This is a genomic window from Streptacidiphilus melanogenes (assembly GCF_000787835.1).
GTDB lineage: Bacteria > Actinomycetota > Actinomycetes > Streptomycetales > Streptomycetaceae > Streptacidiphilus > Streptacidiphilus melanogenes.
On the sequence record NZ_BBPP01000062.1, the window covers coordinates 1 to 17,278 of the forward strand.

Consider the following 17,278-nt stretch of genomic DNA (forward strand, 5'->3'; position numbering starts at 1 on the left):
GCGCCCGCCGGGACAGGGCGTCGCGCCACGCGGGGTCTCGCCCGGGCGACGCGCGGGAGCGGAGTGCTCCACCGGCTCCCGCACGGTCGGCGGCAGCGGACGCCGCGGGGCCCCCGGACGGACCGCGCCGACGCCGGACGCGCCGAGCGCCCCGCTCGGCCGGGCACCCGAACGCCCGGCCGTGCTCGCACCACCACGGGGGACGCCCGCCTGCGGGCGCGCCCCGGCCGCGGCCGCGCCGCGCGCGGGGGACTGTCTCTCGCCGAGGCCGACGCCCACACCGGAACCGGTGCCATGCCCCCCGGTGCCGTGACCGGCGCCCGGACCCGAAGCGGGGCCGGGCAGGTGACCCTCGCCGTACCGCTCGCCGCGCGCCTCGGCCGGCCCGGCGGGACTGCCGACCGCGTGCGCGTCCGCAGGCCGGTCCGCGCGCTCGGCGGCACCGACCTGTCCGTGCGCCTGCGCGTGTCCCTGCCCCCCGTGCGTCTGCGGCGCGATGCTGCGGCCGATCGCCGCGCCGCGCGCCGCGAGCTCGCGCAGCCGGTCGTGGATCTGCACCGGCGTCGGGCGGTCGGCCGGGTCCTTGGCCAGGCAGGCGCGGATCAGCGGGGCCAGCGCCGCCGGAACGCCCGTCAGATCCGGTTCCTCGTGCACGACCCGATACAGCATCACCTCGGAGCTGCCCGAGCCGAAGGGTGTGTCCCCGGTCGCCGCGTAGGCGAGGGTGCTGCCGAGCGCGAAGACGTCCGTCGCACCCGTCACCCCCACGCCGCGCACCTGCTCGGGCGCGAGGAAGCCGGGGGAGCCGACGGCCGTGCCGACGTGCGTCAGCGTGCTCGCGCCGCTGGACCAGGCGATGCCGAAGTCGATGATCCGCGGGCCCTTGGGGGAGAGCAGGATGTTCGACGGCTTGAGGTCGCGGTGCACCACGCCGGCCTCGTGCACCTGCTCCAGGCCGTCGGCCAGCGCCGAGCCGATCGCCGCGACCTCGGCCCACGGCAGCGGGCCCTCGTCGCCCACCTGCTTGTAGAGCGAGGGGCCGGGGACGTAGACCGTGGCGAGCCAAGGGCGTTCGGCGTCGATGTCGGAGGAGACCAGCCGCGCGATGCAGCCGCCCCGGATCCGCGCGGCCGCGGCGACCTCGCGGGCGAACCGGGTGCGGAACTCCGCGTCCCCGGCCAGTTCGGCGCGGATCAGCTTGAGCGCGACCTTCTGTCCCTTGCGGTCCGACCCCAGGTAGACGACCCCCATGCCACCCGCGCCGAGCCGGCGGTGCAGGCGGTAGGGGCCGACGAGTCGCGGGTCCTCGCGCCGGAGCCGCATCTTCGTCACATCGCCGTCCCACCGTCAGGTCCCCGTCGCCGGGGGTGTGCTGGGCATGGCCGAGCACGGATTGCTGATTGCCAGGACCACAGCTTACGGACTGTGCGAGCCGGTGTGCTGATACGCAACGCAGTGGAGGGCGCGGAGGGCGGCTCCGGGCGCTCGCGCGGGGCCCTCAGGGACAACCCTGAGACGGGCCCCGGGGCGCCCTCCACCTTCGGTAGTACTCCTCAGGTCGGAGGCTCCTCCCTGTGGCGGCCCACAGGACCCTGCGCTGGCATGACGACCGGGAAGAAAGGGCGGCCTAACGTTGTTGTTGCGCGGTGGGCAGGACGCTCGTCCCCCGAGGATCCTTCGCCCACCGCGCCAGAACGAACGGCCGCGACCAACAGCGGCAGACGACGAACGACGACGAACAGGTGGATGGGGGAGTCAGCGATGGCCATGCAGCAGACCGGGAGCCGACCGCCGCGTCGGCGTCGGCCGACAGGTGACGGCACCAGGAACCCCCTGGTGGCGCTCGTCATCGCCCTGCCCGTCGCCGCGCTGCTCGCTTACGCCTTCGGGGGTTGGCACCAGTTCGCCCTCCAGGCGAACACCATGGTGCAGATGATGAGCCACTGAGGCGCTCCGCTGCACCCCGAGAACTGCGGGTGGCGAGTCCGGTCTGTCGGTGAGGGCTGACCGGGCCCGCCTCCCGCACTCAGTCTGCTTGGCCCGGGGGATGCGTAAGGGCCCCGACGGATCGTTCCGTCGGGGCCCTTACGCCGTGCTCTGGTGCGCGATACTGGGATTGAACCAGTGACCTCTTCCGTGTCAGGGAAGCGCTCTCCCGCTGAGCTAATCGCGCGGGTGGTACTGCTGTCATGCACAACCCGGTGAAGGGTCAGTGCGCGATACTGGGATTGAACCAGTGACCTCTTCCGTGTCAGGGAAGCGCTCTCCCGCTGAGCTAATCGCGCGGGTGGTACTGCTGTCATGCACAACCCCGTGAGGGGTCAGTGCGCGATACTGGGATTGAACCAGTGACCTCTTCCGTGTCAGGGAAGCGCTCTCCCGCTGAGCTAATCGCGCATGGAGGTGGAGACGGGATTTGAACCCGTGTACACGGCTTTGCAGGCCGTTGCCTCGCCTCTCGGCCACTCCACCGAGGAGGGGGCCGATGAAGACCCCCCACTCAGAGCGGACGACGGGATTCGAACCCGCGACCCTCACCTTGGCAAGGTGATGCTCTACCAACTGAGCCACGTCCGCGTGATCTCCGTTCGGCTTCCCGCATTTTCCTGCGGTCCGCGTCCCGGCGACGTGTTGAACTCTAGCGGATTCCGGGCCCAGCTCAAATTCCGTATCCCCTGCATGCCGGAGCAGTGCCCCTGGCCAGGAGCGCTCCAGCCTGCGGAGACCTAGACTTCCGCCACCGCCGCAATCGCACAGGAGTCGGAACGACCGTGACCCAGCAAGCCCCCTCCACCGATGCCATGGCCCGCTTCGCGGGCCGGGTCGCGACCGGTCTGCGGGAGGTCAGTCATGATCCGGCGGTTCTGGACGGCACCGGTTTCTGGGCGGTGGTCGCGGATTTCGAAGGCCGGATCACCTGTGCACGGTTCGCGGACGTGCAGGCCGAGGAATCGTTTCCGCGGACCGACCCCGCCGGTTGGCTGGGCCCCGACCGATCCGCGTGGCGCACGTCGCTCGACCGCGACGCCTACACCGCCGGCGTCCGCCGCATCCGGGAGCACATCGCCGCAGGCGAGGTCTACCAGGCGAACCTCTGCCGCGTGCTGCACGCACCGCTGCCGGACCCCGCCCGCGCGGACGTGGACGCGCTGACGTCCCGTCTGGCCCACGGCAACCCCGCTCCCTACGCGGGCACGGTCCGCCTCCCCGACCACGGCGTCGAGGTGGCCACCGCCTCCCCCGAGCTCTTCCTGCGCCGCGAGGGCGAGGTGGTCCTCTCCGGCCCGATCAAGGGCACCGGCCGGACCGAGGCCGATCTGCTGGAGAAGGACTTCGCCGAGAACGTCATGATCGTCGATCTCGTCCGCAACGATCTGTCGCGCGTCTGCGCGACGGGCACCGTGACCGTTCCTGACCTGTGCGCGGTGGAGAAGCACCCCGGCCTGGTCCACCTCGTCTCGACCGTGCGGGGCGAGCTCCGCGCGGACGCCGGCTGGCCGGCCCTCTTCGACGCGACCTTCCCGCCCGGCTCGGTCACCGGCGCCCCCAAGAGCAGCGCGTTGCGGATCATCGACGCCCTGGAGAACGTGCCACGCGGCCCCTACTGCGGTGCGGTCGGCTGGGTCGACGCGGACCGCGGCGTCGGCGAACTGGCCGTGGGCATCCGCACGTTCTGGGTCGAACGGGACGGGACCGCCGCGACGGTCCGCTTCGGCACGGGCGCCGGCATCACCTGGGGCTCCGACCCGGACCGCGAGTGGGACGAGACCGAACTCAAGGCCTCCCGCCTGCTGAAGGTGGCGTCCGCCGAGTAGTCGCACTGTCCGGGGGCGCGGGGCTGTACCGATCTGCGCCTCCGCCGCGTGGGCCCGACATTCCCCCAGCCTTCGGCCGGGAGGTGCCCCCACCCCAGCCTTCGGCCGGGAGGTGCCCCCACCCCAGCCTTCGGCCGGGAGGTGCCCCACCCCACGGAGGTCGTGGCCCGAACGCGCAGGGCCATCCGCGCAGGGTGGTTTCTCGCGCAGTTCCCCGCGCGCCTGAGGTGGTTGCACCTGGCCCACTAAGATCAGGTGCAGCGAGGTGCCCGGCTCACAGCGAGGAGAGCGACCGTGCGGATCTGGGTCAACGGAGCCCTGGCGGACGCCGGTGAGGCGACCGTCTCCGTGCTCGACCACGGGATGACCGTCGGCGACGGGGTCTTCGAGACGGTCAAGGCCCTCGGCGGACGGGCCTTCGCGCTGGGGCGGCACCTCGACCGGCTGGAGCGTTCCGCGCGCGGCCTCGGCCTGCCCGCGCCGGACCGGGACGAGGTCGCGCGGGCGTGCGCGGCCGTGCTGGAGGCCAACCCGGTCGAGTTGGGCCGCCTGCGCATCACCTACACCGGCGGTGTCGCGCCGCTCGGCTCGGACCGGGGCGACGCCGCGGCCACGCTGATCGTCGCCGTCGGCGAGACGCCGCGCCGCCCGGACACCGCCGCTGTCGTCACCGTCCCGTGGACCCGCAACGAGCACGGCGCGACGGCCGGTCTGAAGACCACCTCCTACGCGGAGAACGTCGTCGCGCTCGCCCGTGCGCACGAGCGTGGCGCGAGCGAGGCGCTGCTCGCCAACACCGCGGGCATGCTCTGCGAGGGCACCGGTTCCAACGTCTTCGTCGTCCTCGGCGGCCGACTGCTGACTCCGCCGCTGGCCTCCGGCTGCCTCGCGGGCATCACCCGCGCGCTCGTGCTGGAGTGGACCGACGCGGAGGAGGCCGACCTGCCCTACTCGGCGCTGGACGAGGCCGAGGAGGTGTTCCTGACCGGCACGTTGCGCGACGTCCAGGCCGTCGCCAGGATCGACCAGCGCGAACTGCCCGGAGCGCCGGGCCCCGTCACGGCCAAGGCGATGTCCGTCTTCGCCGAGCGGATGGCCGCCGACGTCGAGCCCTGACCGAGTCCCTCTCCGAGCGTCCCCTGCGAAGCCCTGACCGTGAGGAGCCCTGCTTGACCACCACCCTGCGGCCGACCGGGCCCGAACGCGTCGACGAGCACGGCACCACGGAGCGCGGATACGCGGTCTGCGTCAACGGCCGCAGGGTCGGCGGCGTCCGGCTGCAGGCCTCGCCCGAGGGGAGCGGACGGATCTGCGGGCTCGTGATCGAGGAGCGGGACCGCGGACGCGGGCGCGGCACCACGGCGGTCCTCGCCGCCGAGGAGATCCTGCGCTCCTGGGGGTGCACCCGGGTGGAGGGCTCGGTGACCGGCGAGGGCGCCCCGCAGACCGAGCGGGTGCTGCGCTGGACGCGGAGCCTCGGCTACGCGCTCATCGCGCGCAACATGGTCAAGGCCCTCCCGTCGACGCCGCCGGAACTGCCGGACGGCCTCGCCGTCCGGCCGCTGACCGCCGCGGAGTTCATGGTGTGGCACGACGCGCAGCAGGCGAGCTACGCCGAGATGCTGGCGCGGCACACCGGGCACAGCGCCGAGCAGGCCGCCGCCAAGTCGGCTGCGGACCACGCTCAGTTGTTCCCGCAGGGGCTCGGCTCCCCGGGCGTCTCGGTCGACAACCTGCTGGCCGGGGACGAGGTGGTCGGCACGATCTGGGTCTCCACCCTGACCACGCACACCATCACGGACTCCACCACCGAGCCGCGGGCGGCGTGGGTCTTCAACGTCAAGGTGCGCGAGGCGTTCCGCGGCCACGGCTACGGTCGCGCGCTCATGCTGCAGGCCGAGCGGGTGACGCTCGCCGCGGGCCTGCGGGAGCTCGCGTTGAACGTCCACGCGGGCAACGTGCCGGCGGAGCGCCTCTACGAGTCCCTCGGCTACCGCACCTTCCGGTGGGCGGTGGCCAAGCAGCTCTGAGCCGCGACCCGACGGTTGGGTCATCCCAGCAGGGAGTCGATCCGCTCCCGCAGCCCCTCGTGGCTCTTCGAGCCGTCGAGCAGCCTGCCCGCGATGACGTAGGTCGGCGTGCCCTTGACGCCGATCGCCTTGGCCTCGGCGTGGTCGGCCTCGACGGTGAAGCTGTGGCGGCCGTCGATCAGCGCGGTGTCCAGCTCCTCGCCGTCCAGGCCGATCTCGTTCGCCAGCGTGACCAGGAAGCCCGTGCCGCCCCGCTCGAGCTCGTCCACGCGGCCGAGCAGCGCCTCCACGAAGGGCCAGCCGCGGCCCTGCGCGAAGGCCTCCTCCGCGGCCTCCGCCGCCGGGAAGGCGAACTTGTGCTTCTCCAGGGGGAAGTGCCGCAGCACGACGTCGACGCCGTCACCGTGCGCGGCGCGCAGCGCACGGACGTCGTCGAGGGCGGTCGCGCAGTCGGGGCACTGGAGGTCGCACCAGAACTCGACGGTCCTGGGCGTGGAACTTTCGGTCATGCTCGCAAGTCTCCCATTCTGGGAAGGGAACGCAGCGGGCAGGATGGAGTGGCAGCGTAGCCGCAGCGAGGAGAGCACGATCATGACAGCGATCATCTGCATGGCACTCTCGGCCCTCGGCGTCGTGATCGCGGCGCTGACCGCCGCGCGCGGCCGGAAGCGGGCCGCGTTGCGCTGGCTGGCGGTGGCGCTGGTGCCGACCGGCCTGTATCTGACGGGCCTGATCCCGGTGTTCCACACCATCGGGACGACCCTCGCGCACTGGGCGACCCACCTGGTCTTCGACCCGAAGGTCTGGGTCGGCGTCGCCATGCTCGGCGGCACGGTGCTGCTCCTGCTGGCGACGGGCTTTCGGTTCGGGCGCGGACGCGGGGGCGGCAAGGAGCAGGGCCAGGTGCCCGCGCGCGGTGGGAAGCCCACCGCTCCGCCCGGACGTCCGGCCGGGGCCGCACTGCCTGCGAAGCAGGACGCGCCGACCGCCGACCTCGGGGACTTCTCGGACGTCGAGGAGATCCTCAAGCGTCGGGGGATCTGAACGGGGCGGCGGAGCCGGGGCTCGGCCTCACCCTGGCCAGTTGCTCCCACCGGACCAGACCGGTGAGCAGCGCCGTCGTCACGGCCAGCGCCGTGCCGCCGCCGGACCACCGCAGCGCGGGGACGCCGGCGGCGAGGATCAGGACCGCTGCGGTGAGGCGGCGCAGCGGCCAGTCGTCGGCCAGCGCGCGGTGGAAGCAGGTCATGCCGACGAGGAACAGCGCGACGCCCAGCGGCAGCAGCACGGCCGGGAGCCCGTGCAGGGGCCGGGTGAACGAGTCGAGCGCCTTCTGCATGCCGACCGCCGCGACCGCGATCCCGAAGACCAGGACGAGGTAGGCGTACCCGAAGGACCAGAGCGCGGCGTGCGGCCGGCGTTCGACCGGGATCCGCTCCAGCAGGGCGGCGCTGTCCTCCTCCTCGCGGTCGAAGTAGAGCCACCACATCGCCGCGGTCGCCGCCAGCGCGAGCAGCGAGCCGAGCAGGACGGTGGTGAGGTCGTCGAGGCGGCTCGCGGCTGCGCCGACCTCGGTGATGGACTCGCCCAGCACGATGATCACGGCCAGCCCGTGCCGTTCGACGAAGTGGCCGACGCCCACGGTGAATCCGCCCACGCCGGACAGGAACGGCGTGAACCACTCCATCAGGCAGGCCGCCAGCCACACCCAGGCGCGGTGCTCGGCGGGGACGAATCCGGCGGCCAGCACGACCAGCGCGCTGGCGATGTTGTAGGGGCCGATCCGGAGGATGCCGCGCTGCCCGGACGTGCCCTGGAACCCGACGAAGTGCACCAGCACCACGCCCAGATAGGCCGCGCCGAAGACCACGCCCCACGGCCCCGGCCCGGCCGCGCGCGGCACGGCCAGCGACATGACGAAGAAGCCCGCCGTGCCGAGCAGCAGGAGCAGCCTCGGGCCGGTGCGGTCCAGTTCGAGCGCGTTGGTCAGCCAGGCGTAGCCCCCGTACATCCACCAGGTGATCGTCAGCAGCAGCGCCGAGCGGCCCAGCCCCCCGAGATCCGGGTGCTCGGCCAGGACGCCCGCGATCTGGGTGATGGTGAAGACGAAGACCAGGTCGAAGAAGAGTTCCAGCGACCGCACCGACTCGGCGGCGTCCGAGGCGGACGGCTCGGGGAAGTGGGAGGGGGACGGCTCGGGGGAGTCGGAGGGGCTTCCGGCGGAGGGAGGGTCCGGCGTCACGAACCGACGCCGACTCCGCCGCGCTCGGCCTCCGCGGGCGGCGAGGTGCGCTGCCGTGCCCGGTAGGCGGCGACGTGCAGGCGGTTGCCGCAGGTGCGGCTGTCGCAGTAGCGGCGGGAGCGGTTGCGGGAGAGGTCCACGAAGACGCGCACGCAGTCGGGGGCCTCGCAGTGGCGCAGCCGGTCACGCTCCCCGGCGACGATCACCATCGAGAGGGCGATCCCGGACTCGGCGGCCAGCCGGTCGGCGAGGGCCGCGCCGGGCGCGAAGTAGTGGACGTGCCAGTCGTGGCCGTCGTGGTCGGTCAGCCGAGGCGTGGTCCCGGCCCGCGCGATCATCGCGTTCAGCAGCTCGGCGGCGTCCCGGGTGCTCGTCGCGTCGAGCACCTCCCAGAACTGCTGCCGCAGCCGGCGTACGGCGTCCAGGTCGGCCTGGGTGAGCTGGCCGACGTCGCTCAGCTCGCGCCGGACGACGAACCCGCGCAGTGCGGCGAGATCGGACAGCCCCTCGTGGCCGCAGGCCTGAGGGGAGGTGTTCAGCAGTTCCACCAGCGCGTCGAGTGCGCACTCGGTGTCGTGGGTGATCAGCACGGCGGGGCTCCTGGCTCGTCCGTACGTGGCGCGACTGGGTAGCGGAGAGCCTACATGCAGCAGCTCGTTGTCGTTCATGTCCACGCCGAGTCGGTCGGCGCCGCTCGGTCGTGCAAAGACGACGCCGCCGCGACCGGATCGATCGCAGCGGCGTTCCCTGCTGCGCCGCGCGCCCCCGAGTCAGCACGCATGCGCATCTGTGAAAAGCGGTATGTGGGCTTCGGACGCCCGGATCACGGGCGCCTTCCCCTCAGCTCTCGGCCAGGATGTGGCTCAGCTCCCTGTCCAGGTCGAAGTGGCGATGCTCCGTCCCCGGGGGGACGGCGGCGTCGGTGCGCTTGAGGAAGGACTCCAGCGCTCGCGCCGGGGCCTCCAGCAGGGCTTCTCCTTCCGGAGAGCTCAGGGCGATGCAGACGACTCCCTGTCCGTGGCTGCGTGAGGGCCACACCCGGACATCGCCGGTCCCGGTCGGCCGGTGCAGCCCCTCCGCGAGGAGGTCGCGGGCGAACACCCAGTCGACGGTCTCGTCGGCGCCCGTGTGGAAGGTGGCATGCACGGCATAGGGGTCGGCCGTGTCGTAGCGCAGCCCCGCCGGAACGGGGAGGGAAGACTCGCTCGACACGATGAGGCGCAGGTGCAGCTCGCAGCTGACCGTGGTGTTCATAAGCGCCAAGGCCTTTCGCTCAGTGTGCGCTCGGGGATCGCACGTCGGCGAACGGACCATCCCACCTTCCGGCCCGGTGTAAACCCGTCTGTCCGGATTAGTGCGCTGCTGATACCCCATCCGGCTCAGCAGTCACAGTTGTCACACGCGTCACAGACTTGGCTGGTCGGAGGGGGTGGGCGGGTCGTCCGAGGATGGTTACGCGGGTCGTTTTCAGCCACGGCGGGCGCGGGGTCCCGGGCGTGCCGGAGCACGGTCCGGCATGCGGTAGTGTTTTCCCTGCACCCGGGCGATTAGCTCAGTGGGAGAGCGCTTCGTTCACACCGAAGAGGCCACTGGTTCGAACCCAGTATCGCCCACCCGGATGCGAAGGCCCGCAGGTCAGCGACCTGCGGGCCTTTGTCGTTCAGAAAGTTCCCCCGGTCGGCTCAGTCGAAGGCCACGGCGTCCGCTCCGGCGATCACCGCGCCGGCTGTCGCCAGCTCGTGTTCGACCCGGGAGGCGGCGTCGGGGGCGTAACCCTCGTGTGCGCCGGAGACCAGCAGCACGCGGTAGCCGCGCCTGAGCGCGCTCAGCGCGGTGGTGCGCACCGCCTCCTCGCTCCACACGCCCGCGAGGGCGATCCGGCAGCCGGACGGGAGCGCGTCCGTCAGCGCCGAGCCGAGGAACGCGTCGTCGGCGGTGTGCTCCACGACCTGCTCGCCCGGCCACGAGCCGAACATCAGCTCCTCTCTCCCCGTGTGCAGGTGGATCACGGGTGCGCCCTCGTTGCGGGCCTGGTTGAGCAGCGCCCGGAGGGCGGCGGCCACGGAGGGGGAGAGCAGCATGTCGCGCTGCGCGTCGAGGAGGACGAGCACGGTGGGCATGTCTTCACGGTAGCACTGGTGTTCGATTCGTTCGAGGCGAAACGCCGCCGCCGGGAAAGCGTTTTTCGGCATCGGCCCTGGCAGTGCTAATGTTCTCTGCGTGCCCGGGCGATTAGCTCAGTGGGAGAGCGCTTCGTTCACACCGAAGAGGCCACTGGTTCGAAACCAGTATCGCCCACCCGTGCAGCACCTGAAGGCCCCTCAGCTGAGGGGCCTTCAGTCGTTCAGGCCGCCTGCTCCAGTGGCAGGCGCAGCGGCCAGGCCGGCTCGACCCGGGCGGGGGTGCCGCTCCGGGCGAACCACTGCTCCAGCCCCCGCGCCTGGGCCGCGTGCCAGACCGCCTGGCGCAGGTGCAGCTCGGCGGCGCTCAGTCCCTCCAGCATGCCGCGGTGACGCCGGCCTATCGCCCGCGCCAACTCCAGTGCGGCGGTGGCGTCCGCCGCGGCGTCGTGCGCGTCGGTCAGTGGCACCTCGTAGTGTGCGCACAGGGCGGTCAGCGTCCGGCGCCCCTTGCGGTAGCGGTCGACATGGCGGTCGACCACCCACGGGTCGACGACCAACAGGGGCGAGCCGGACGTGTACTGAGCAAGCGTCAGGCCCCGATGCCGACGCAGCTCGCGGTCCAGCAGGGTGAGGTCGTACGGGGCGTTCATCACCACCAGCGGACGCCCCGTGCGAGCGTTTTCGGCCAGTGTCCGCGCGATCTCCTCCACCGCCGGGCCGGGCGCCGCGCCGTGCTCGCGCGCCCAGGCGTCGGTGAGGCCGTGCACGGCGGTGGCCTGCGCCGGGATCGGCAGGCCCGGGTCGACGACCCAGTCCTGACGCAGCAGCGGGCCTCCCGGCCGCTCCTGGACCACCAGCGCGGCCGTCACGATCCGGTCGCGTTCCACGTCCACGCCGGTCGTCTCGGTGTCGAAGGACGCGAGCGCGCCCTCGTACCAGAGCGTCATCCCCGACCGCCTCCCTCGCCTTCCCCGAACTGCTCCGCCGCCGGTCAGCGCCTCCGCCATCCCCCGAGGACGGCGGAAGCGCTCACGATCGGGTGATACCCGGTCACTTTCCGCATTCAACCCTCGATCTGCCATGCGTTTTTTCGTTTCATGCCATCGGCCGGTGGAAAGACCGGAATTGACGGGGTGTCCGGGACCGGGCGGGCTTCCCCGTCGCCCAGACCGAGAGCGGCAGTGATGGCAATCTCCCTGCCCGAGCCGGCCGAGCGACCGGACGACGGGCGCACGCTTCGCGGCCAACTGGCCGTCACTTCCTGCATGGAGACGATGCAGGTCGGCTATCTGCACGCAGTGGCCGCCGCGGCGGGCTGCGCGCTTGCCTCGCCCTTCCCCGACAACGGGATCGACTGGCATCTCAGCCACGGCAGTCCGCTGCACATCGAGGACGACGAGGTCACCATCAAGGTCCAGCTGAAGTGCACCTACCAGATCGCGCCGAATCCGGGCGGGCCCTCGTTCGGCTTCACGCTCGACAACGAGCACCTGCGCAAACTCGCGCATCCGCGGGTCGCGGTCCACAAGATCCTCGTCGTCATGCTGGTGCCGCGGGAGGTCGACCGGTGGCTGCTGGCCCAACCCGACCGGCTGGAACTGCGGCACTGCTGCTACTGGGTGAACCTGGCCGGCCATCCCGTCACCGGGCGGCGGCGGACGAATGTCCGGATACCGACTCAGCAGGTCTTCGACGATCGCGCACTGTGCGCCATCATGGCGCGTGTGGGGGCAGGCGAGCGGCCCTGATCGACCCGGTCCAGGGCACCCGGCCGCGCAGCGCGGCCACCGATCGGCACAGCACCCCACCGGCGCGGGAGGCGAGGGCGTGACAGCCAGGCGGCGTGACACCACGGCAGATGCGGTGACCCCCGTGGCGCGCGCCGCCGTACGCGCGCGGGGCCCGCGCGCGCCCCTCGCGGACAGCGACGCGACCGGTGACGAGCCGGCCGTCCCCGACGCGAGCCGCGTCGACCCGGACGTGCTCACCACCCTGCTGACCCGCCACGGCTGGGTGCGCCGCGGCGGCGCGGGCGGCCGCTACAGCCGCTGGGCGCCGCCGGACGACCAGGAACCCGACACCAGCCTGCTGGTCCCCGCCGACCGCGGCTTCGACGACAGCGTCGACCTGATCGAGGAGAGCCTCAGCACGCTCGCCCGCTCCGGCGTGCCCTCGGCCCGCGCCATCCTCGCCGCGCTGCTGGTCCCCGGCGACGAGATCCACTGGCGCCGCGAGGTGCCGGGGGTCGGCGGCGCGGTGTCCTGGGGGAGCGAGACGGAGCTGCGCGAGGCGGCGACCGCGATGCTCGCGGCCGCCGCGAAGGCCGGACGAGCGCGCTGCGCCTACTTCGGCGCGCGGCTGGACCGCTACGCCGCCCGCTTCCTCGACCGGGTCCTGGTCGTCGCCCCTGGCACGGGCGCGGGCCTGCTCACCGCGTACACCCCGGCGCCGACGGACCGCCCCGCCGCGACGACGCTCGTGCTCGCCCTGGAGGCACTGCGCGAGGCCGTCGACCTGCAGCGCGCCACCGGGCGCACGGACGCGTTCGACAACGGCGTCCGGCTCGGGCTGAGCCGGGAGCTGATCTCCTCCGTCGTGCTGCTGGTGCGCGGCAGCGAGGGCGCGCGGGTGAGCCTGCACTGGTCCGCGCAGGTCGGCCCGCCGCCCGGCTTCGGCAGCCGGCGTCCCGCGGTCGAGTTCTCGCCCGGCGACCTGCCCGCGCTCACGGACGCGGCGGCGCGCCTCGAAGGCAGCGAGCCCTCGGTCGAAGTCGAGCTCACCGGGGCGGTGGTGCGGCTCAAGCGCACGGCGCCCGGCGGCGCGGGTACGGTCCGCCTGCGCGTCCTGAGCGGCGCTGACGTGGACGAGGTCCGCGCCAAGCTCTCCGACGCCGAGTACCGCGTCGCCGTCGCCGCGCACCTCGACGGCACCCCCATCCGCCTGCGCGGCCGTCTGGAACGCAAGGGCGGCTTCCGGCGGGTCGCGGGCGCGTGCGACGTAACCCCGGTCGACCTGGACGAGGCGGAGCGGGAACGCCTCGCCAAGACCCTCCGCCTCCGCGCCGGCCTGACCGGCGGCAGCGCCGACGCCGAGGACGAGACGGACTGAGCCGGTTGCGCCGCCCGGAGGCGCGAGGCGCGGCCGACGTGCGGCTTCCCCCAGCCTCCGGCCGGGAGGCGCCCCCGGCGTGGGCGGAGCCACCCGGAGCAGTGAGGTCCCGAGCGGACGGGGCGCTCCCCCGGGGGTGGGACTTCGCGCCCACGCGGCGGAGCCGCCGACCAGCAGAGTCGCGCGCCCCTGAGGAGGGCGACATCCCGGGTACCATCGTGACCGCAGTGCCGAAAGCTGCGCTTCCATGAGGAACCGAGAGTCAGGAGAGTCCGGTGTCGGACGTCCGTGTGGCCATCAGTCGCGAACCCGATCGGGAAGACCGCGTGGTGACGACGGGCACGACGGCCGCCGAGCTCTTCCAGGGCGAACGCGCCGTCATCGCCGCCAAGGTCGGCGGCGAGCTGAAGGACCTCACCTACGTTCTCCAGGACGGCGACGAGGTCGAGCCCGTCGAGATCACCAGCGAGGACGGCCTCAACATCCTGCGCCACTCCACCGCGCACGTGATGGCCCAGGCCGTGCAGGAGGTCTTCCCCGAGGCCAAGCTCGGCATCGGCCCGCCGATCAAGGACGGCTTCTACTACGACTTCGACGTCGAGAAGCCGTTCACTCCCGAGGACCTCAAGGTCATCGAGAAGAAGATGCAGGAGATCCAGAAGCGCGGCCAGCGCTTCCAGCGCCGCGTGGTGACCGAGGACGCCGCCCGCGAGGAGCTGGCGGGCGAGCCGTACAAGCTGGAGCTGATCGGCCTCAAGGGCTCCGCCTCCTCCGAGGACGGCGCGAACGTCGAGGTGGGCGGCGGCGAGCTGACCATCTACGACAACCTGGACGCCAAGACCGGCGAGCTGTGCTGGAAGGACCTCTGCCGCGGTCCCCACCTGCCGAGCACCCGCCTGATCCCGGCCTTCAAGCTGATGCGCAACGCCGCCGCCTACTGGCGCGGCAGCGAGAAGAACCCGATGCTCCAGCGCATCTACGGCACCGCCTGGCCGTCCAAGGACGAGCTGAAGGCGTACCTGGACTTCCTGGAGGAGGCCGAGAAGCGCGACCACCGCAAGCTCGGCACCGAGCTGGACCTGTTCTCCATCCCGGAGCAGATCGGTTCCGGCCTCGCGGTCTTCCACCCCAAGGGCGGCATCATCCGCCGGGCCATGGAGGACTACTCGCGCAAGCGGCACGAGCAGGCGGGCTACGAGTTCGTCTACACCCCGCACGCCACCAAGGGCACCCTGTTCGAGCAGTCGGGCCACCTGGACTGGTACGCCGACGGCATGTACCCGCCCATGCAGCTCGACGAGGGCGTGGACTACTACCTCAAGCCCATGAACTGCCCGATGCACAACCTGATCTTCGACGCCCGCGGGCGCTCCTACCGTGAGCTGCCGCTGCGCCTTTTCGAGTTCGGGACGGTGTACCGGTACGAGAAGTCCGGCGTGGTGCACGGCCTGACCCGTGCCCGCGGCTTCACCCAGGACGACGCGCACATCTACTGCACCAAGGAGCAGATGGCGGACGAGCTCGACTCGCTGCTGACCTTCGTGCTGGACCTGCTGCGCGACTACGGCCTGAACGACTTCTACCTGGAGCTCTCCACCAAGGACCCGGAGAAGTACATCGGGTCGGACGAGGTCTGGGAGGAGGCGACCGAGACGCTGCGCAAGGCCGCCGAGAAGCAGGGCCTGCCGCTGGTCCCGGACCCGGGCGGCGCGGCCTTCTACGGCCCGAAGATCTCCGTCCAGGCCAAGGACGCGATCGGCCGCACCTGGCAGATGTCGACCATCCAGGTCGACTTCAACCTGCCGGAGCGCTTCGACCTCGAGTACACCGCGCCCGACGGCTCGCGCCAGCGCCCGGTCATGATCCACCGCGCGCTGTTCGGCTCGATCGAGCGCTTCTTCGCGGTGCTGCTGGAGCACTACGCGGGCGCCATGCCGCCGTGGCTGGCCCCCGTCCAGGCGGTCGGCATCCCGATCGGCGACGCCCACGTCGAGTACCTGCAGGAGTTCGCCCGGGAGGCGAAGGCCAAGGGTCTGCGGGTGGACGTGGACGCCTCGAACGACCGGATGCAGAAGAAGATCCGCAACCACCAGAAGCTGAAGACCCCGTTCATGATCATCGTCGGCGACGAGGACATGGCGGCCGGCACGGTCTCCTTCCGCTACCGCGACGGCTCCCAGGAGAACGGCATCGCCCGCGCCGACGCCCTGGCCAAGCTCGTCGACGTGGTCGAGCGCCGGGTGCAGGTCTGAGCCGGGTGCAGGTCTAGGCGGCGGCCAGACCTGACCGTCGAGTAAGGCGAAGGTGAGGGCGGTCCCGGCGGGACCGCCCTCACGTCTATGCTGATCAGCATGACGACGGAGCCGGAGCAGCAGTACGGAGCGGGCGCCCCCGACGGGTTCGGGCGCCTGTGGACCCCGCATCGGATGGCGTACATCCAGGGCGAGTCCAAGCCCACCGGCCCGGCGCCCGACGACGGCTGCCCGTTCTGTGCGATCCCGTCCATGACGGACGAGGACGGCCTGATCGTCCGCCGCGGTGTCCACGCCTATGCGGTCCTCAACAAGTACCCGTACAACGGCGGCCACTTGATGGCCGTCCCGTACCGCCACGTCGCCGACTACACGGAGTTGACGGCGGACGAGACCGTCGAGATCGCCGAGCTCACCAAGCAGGCGATGACCGCGCTGCGCAGGGCGTCGGGCGCCCACGGCTTCAACATCGGCATCAACCAGGGCTCCGCGGGCGGCGCCGGCATCGCCGCCCACCTGCACCAGCACGTGGTTCCCAGGTGGGGCGGCGACACCAACTTCATGCCGGTCGTCGGCCACGTCAAGGTGCTGCCGCAGATGCTCGGCGACACCCGCAAGCTGATCGCCGACGCCTGGCCGGAGTAGCCGCACCAGCGGTCCGGCTACATCAGCAGGGCGCGCTCGCCGAAGGTCCAGGCCGTGGTGGTGAGCAGGTAGAGCGCGCCGGCCAGCGGCAGCAGCAGCGCGAACGCGGCCGTGCCGAACGGCAGCAGCGCCAGCAGGCGCGGGCCCTGCGGTGAAAGGCGCTGCCCGCGGCGGTAGTTGAGGTAGCCGAGAACGAGCAGACCGAGCAGGAGCGCGCCGAAGACCATCGCCGTGGGCAGGGTCGTCCCGGCGACGGCCAGGTGCGCGCCCAGGGGCACGCCGAGGAGCGTGTGCGCGAGCAGCGCCTGGCCGCCCGGGTCGGCGACGCCGGTGAAAAGCCGGTACATCACCGAGAAGACGGGGATCTGCAGCAGCATGGGCAGACACCCGGCCAGCGGAGAAGCGCCCTCCTCCCGGTAGAGCGCGGAGAGCTCGCGCTGCATCCGCTCCGGGCTCGCAGCGTGCTGCTTCCGCAGCGCGGCGACGCGCGGCGCGAGGCGGGCGCGGGCCTTCTCCCCACGGGCGGCGGCCCGGGCGAACGGGTGGAGCAGCAGCCGGATGCCCATCGTGAACAGGACCACGGCGAGCGCGGCCGGGACCAGGTGGGAGAGGGCCGCGACGAGCTGTCCGGCCTCCCTCGCCACGGGATCGAGGAGCGCGAACGGGGAGAGCGAGGGCAGGGCAAGGTAGGCGTGCATGACGGAAGGACCCTTCGACGGCGTCGCGTGACGCGATGGTGTGCGGACGCGGAAGGGCGGTACGGACCGTGTCTTGTCAGTCGGTGACCGCCCCGAGCGGGGCGGACGGGGCTCGGGGGCGGCGTCGGCCGCGCGCGTCGGGGTCGCGCTGCGGTATGAAGGCGGTGTGCCACGCGTAGGCGCGCCACGGCCCGGGCCGCCGGGCGGCTGCGGAGCCCGTGAGCGGTCCGAGCCGCCCACGGACGGCCCCGTGGGTGGCGGCGGTGACGAGCAGCGCGAGCGTGGCGAGGGCGGCGACGGCCAGCAGCGGCCCGTCTCCGGGCAGCAGCAGGTGCAGGGTCGGTGCCAGCAGCAGGGTCAGCATG

General features: G+C 72.3%; 18 protein-coding genes and 7 tRNA genes. 11 read left to right on the forward strand and 14 right to left on the reverse strand.

All coding sequences use genetic code 11. The features are described from left to right. The coding region (locus TR49_RS36215) for a serine/threonine-protein kinase (RefSeq protein WP_152627650.1) at positions 1-1,323 on the reverse strand (1,323 nt) is incomplete at its 3' end. A 438-nt stretch (positions 1,324-1,761) separates the two neighbouring features. Here TR49_RS36215 and TR49_RS43365 point away from each other — a divergent pair. Further along, a complete protein-coding gene (locus TR49_RS43365) occupies positions 1,762-1,947 on the forward strand; it encodes a hypothetical protein (protein ID WP_236653691.1) in 186 nt (61 codons plus the stop codon). A gap of 151 nt (positions 1,948-2,098) precedes the next feature. Here TR49_RS43365 and TR49_RS36220 read toward each other — a convergent pair. The 5 genes from TR49_RS36220 to TR49_RS36240 all read right to left on the reverse strand — a co-directional run bounded on the left by TR49_RS36220 (position 2,099) and on the right by TR49_RS36240 (position 2,577). Beyond that, positions 2,099-2,173 (reverse strand) — tRNA-Val (locus tag TR49_RS36220). A gap of 40 nt (positions 2,174-2,213) precedes the next feature. Then, positions 2,214-2,285 (reverse strand) — tRNA-Val (locus TR49_RS36225). A gap of 40 nt (positions 2,286-2,325) precedes the next feature. After that, positions 2,326-2,397, reverse strand: a tRNA-Val gene (locus TR49_RS36230). A 1-nt stretch (position 2,398) separates the two neighbouring features. Beyond that, positions 2,399-2,472, reverse strand: a tRNA-Cys gene (locus TR49_RS36235). A 32-nt stretch (positions 2,473-2,504) separates the two neighbouring features. Continuing rightward, a tRNA-Gly gene (locus TR49_RS36240) sits at positions 2,505-2,577 on the reverse strand. A 224-nt stretch (positions 2,578-2,801) separates the two neighbouring features. On the opposite strand from TR49_RS36240, the gene TR49_RS36245 reads away from it, so the two are divergent. From TR49_RS36245 to TR49_RS36255, 3 genes are all read left to right on the forward strand, one after another. After that, positions 2,802-3,815, forward strand: a complete 1,014-nt coding sequence (locus tag TR49_RS36245) for a chorismate-binding protein (protein ID WP_042389956.1) — start codon at positions 2,802-2,804, stop codon at positions 3,813-3,815. 294 nt (positions 3,816-4,109) lie between these two features. After that, positions 4,110-4,931, forward strand: a complete 822-nt coding sequence (locus tag TR49_RS36250) for an aminotransferase class IV (RefSeq protein ID WP_042389957.1) — start codon at positions 4,110-4,112, stop codon at positions 4,929-4,931. 53 nt (positions 4,932-4,984) lie between these two features. Then, a complete protein-coding gene (locus TR49_RS36255; protein WP_042389958.1) occupies positions 4,985-5,845 on the forward strand; it encodes a GNAT family N-acetyltransferase in 861 nt (286 codons plus the stop codon). Between the two features lie 20 nt (positions 5,846-5,865). Here the strand turns inward: TR49_RS36255 and TR49_RS36260 are convergent, their stop codons facing one another. After that, complete coding sequence (locus TR49_RS36260) at positions 5,866-6,354, reverse strand: DsbA family protein (RefSeq protein ID WP_042389959.1); 489 nt, start codon at positions 6,352-6,354, stop codon at positions 5,866-5,868. An 82-nt stretch (positions 6,355-6,436) separates the two neighbouring features. Here TR49_RS36260 and TR49_RS36265 point away from each other — a divergent pair, with 82 nt between their 5' ends. Next, complete coding sequence (locus TR49_RS36265; RefSeq protein WP_152627647.1) at positions 6,437-6,889, forward strand: hypothetical protein; 453 nt, start codon at positions 6,437-6,439, stop codon at positions 6,887-6,889. Here TR49_RS36265 and TR49_RS36270 read toward each other — a convergent pair. The 3 genes from TR49_RS36270 to TR49_RS36280 all read right to left on the reverse strand — a co-directional run bounded on the left by TR49_RS36270 (position 6,870) and on the right by TR49_RS36280 (position 9,341). After that, positions 6,870-8,087: a low temperature requirement protein A gene (locus TR49_RS36270; protein WP_052434931.1), complete on the reverse strand. Its 1,218-nt coding sequence runs from the start codon at positions 8,085-8,087 to the stop codon at positions 6,870-6,872. The two genes, TR49_RS36265 and TR49_RS36270, sit on opposite strands and share 20 nt — an antisense overlap. Next, a complete protein-coding gene (locus tag TR49_RS36275; RefSeq protein ID WP_042389960.1) occupies positions 8,084-8,677 on the reverse strand; it encodes a CGNR zinc finger domain-containing protein in 594 nt (197 codons plus the stop codon). The genes TR49_RS36270 and TR49_RS36275 overlap by 4 nt, the downstream gene beginning before the upstream one ends. Positions 8,678-8,927: 250 nt before the next feature. Next, positions 8,928-9,341, reverse strand: a complete 414-nt coding sequence (locus TR49_RS36280; RefSeq protein WP_034091203.1) for an SsgA family sporulation/cell division regulator — start codon at positions 9,339-9,341, stop codon at positions 8,928-8,930. A 287-nt stretch (positions 9,342-9,628) separates the two neighbouring features. Between TR49_RS36280 and TR49_RS36285 the strand changes: the two genes are divergently transcribed. Then, a tRNA-Val gene (locus TR49_RS36285) sits at positions 9,629-9,700 on the forward strand. A gap of 69 nt (positions 9,701-9,769) precedes the next feature. On the opposite strand, the gene TR49_RS36290 is transcribed toward TR49_RS36285, so the two are convergent. After that, on the reverse strand, positions 9,770-10,207 hold the full coding sequence (locus tag TR49_RS36290; protein ID WP_052434932.1) for an isochorismatase family protein: 438 nt from the start codon (positions 10,205-10,207) through the stop codon (positions 9,770-9,772). Positions 10,208-10,313: 106 nt separating this feature from the next. On the opposite strand from TR49_RS36290, the gene TR49_RS36295 reads away from it, so the two are divergent. Then, positions 10,314-10,385: transfer RNA gene (locus tag TR49_RS36295), tRNA-Val, on the forward strand. A 46-nt stretch (positions 10,386-10,431) separates the two neighbouring features. Here the strand turns inward: TR49_RS36295 and TR49_RS36300 are convergent. Beyond that, a complete protein-coding gene (locus TR49_RS36300) occupies positions 10,432-11,157 on the reverse strand; it encodes an exonuclease domain-containing protein (RefSeq protein ID WP_042389961.1) in 726 nt (241 codons plus the stop codon). A gap of 237 nt (positions 11,158-11,394) precedes the next feature. Here TR49_RS36300 and TR49_RS36305 point away from each other — a divergent pair, with 237 nt between their 5' ends. From TR49_RS36305 to TR49_RS36320, 4 genes are all read left to right on the forward strand, one after another. Beyond that, positions 11,395-11,958, forward strand: a complete 564-nt coding sequence (locus TR49_RS36305; RefSeq protein ID WP_042389962.1) for a DUF4365 domain-containing protein — start codon at positions 11,395-11,397, stop codon at positions 11,956-11,958. Between the two features lie 79 nt (positions 11,959-12,037). Beyond that, on the forward strand, positions 12,038-13,318 hold the full coding sequence (locus tag TR49_RS36310; protein WP_152627648.1) for a hypothetical protein: 1,281 nt from the start codon (positions 12,038-12,040) through the stop codon (positions 13,316-13,318). A 275-nt stretch (positions 13,319-13,593) separates the two neighbouring features. Beyond that, on the forward strand, positions 13,594-15,570 hold the full coding sequence (gene thrS / locus TR49_RS36315; RefSeq protein WP_042389970.1) for a threonine--tRNA ligase: 1,977 nt from the start codon (positions 13,594-13,596) through the stop codon (positions 15,568-15,570). Positions 15,571-15,669: 99 nt separating this feature from the next. After that, positions 15,670-16,215, forward strand: coding sequence for an HIT family protein (locus TR49_RS36320; RefSeq protein WP_042390010.1), 546 nt, complete (start codon positions 15,670-15,672; stop codon positions 16,213-16,215). 17 nt (positions 16,216-16,232) lie between these two features. On the opposite strand, the gene TR49_RS36325 is transcribed toward TR49_RS36320, so the two are convergent. Together TR49_RS36325 and TR49_RS36330 are read right to left on the reverse strand one after the other, a co-directional pair. Further along, positions 16,233-16,913 carry a YidC/Oxa1 family membrane protein insertase gene (locus TR49_RS36325; RefSeq protein ID WP_084725784.1) on the reverse strand — a complete coding sequence of 227 codons (681 nt, stop codon included), beginning with the start codon at positions 16,911-16,913 and terminating at the stop codon, positions 16,233-16,235. 76 nt (positions 16,914-16,989) lie between these two features. Continuing rightward, positions 16,990-17,277, reverse strand: coding sequence for a DUF6412 domain-containing protein (locus TR49_RS36330; protein ID WP_042389973.1), 288 nt, complete (start codon positions 17,275-17,277; stop codon positions 16,990-16,992). Position 17,278 lies beyond the last annotated feature (1 nt).

Coding starts and splice junctions, on each gene's coding strand:
- TR49_RS43365 (WP_236653691.1), top strand. CDS start 1,762: ATGGCCATGCAGCAGACCGGGAGCCGACCGCCGCGTCGGCGTCGGCCG.
- TR49_RS36245 (WP_042389956.1), top strand. CDS start 2,802: ATGGCCCGCTTCGCGGGCCGGGTCGCGACCGGTCTGCGGGAGGTCAGT.
- TR49_RS36260 (WP_042389959.1), bottom strand. CDS start 6,354: ATGACCGAAAGTTCCACGCCCAGGACCGTCGAGTTCTGGTGCGACCTC.
- TR49_RS36265 (WP_152627647.1), top strand. CDS start 6,437: ATGACAGCGATCATCTGCATGGCACTCTCGGCCCTCGGCGTCGTGATC.
- TR49_RS36280 (WP_034091203.1), bottom strand. CDS start 9,341: ATGAACACCACGGTCAGCTGCGAGCTGCACCTGCGCCTCATCGTGTCG.
- TR49_RS36290 (WP_052434932.1), bottom strand. CDS start 10,207: ATGCCCACCGTGCTCGTCCTCCTCGACGCGCAGCGCGACATGCTGCTC.
- TR49_RS36300 (WP_042389961.1), bottom strand. CDS start 11,157: ATGACGCTCTGGTACGAGGGCGCGCTCGCGTCCTTCGACACCGAGACG.
- TR49_RS36305 (WP_042389962.1), top strand. CDS start 11,395: ATGGCAATCTCCCTGCCCGAGCCGGCCGAGCGACCGGACGACGGGCGC.
- TR49_RS36320 (WP_042390010.1), top strand. CDS start 15,670: ATGACGACGGAGCCGGAGCAGCAGTACGGAGCGGGCGCCCCCGACGGG.
- TR49_RS36325 (WP_084725784.1), bottom strand. CDS start 16,913: ATGCACGCCTACCTTGCCCTGCCCTCGCTCTCCCCGTTCGCGCTCCTC.
- TR49_RS36330 (WP_042389973.1), bottom strand. CDS start 17,277: ATGCTGACCCTGCTGCTGGCACCGACCCTGCACCTGCTGCTGCCCGGA.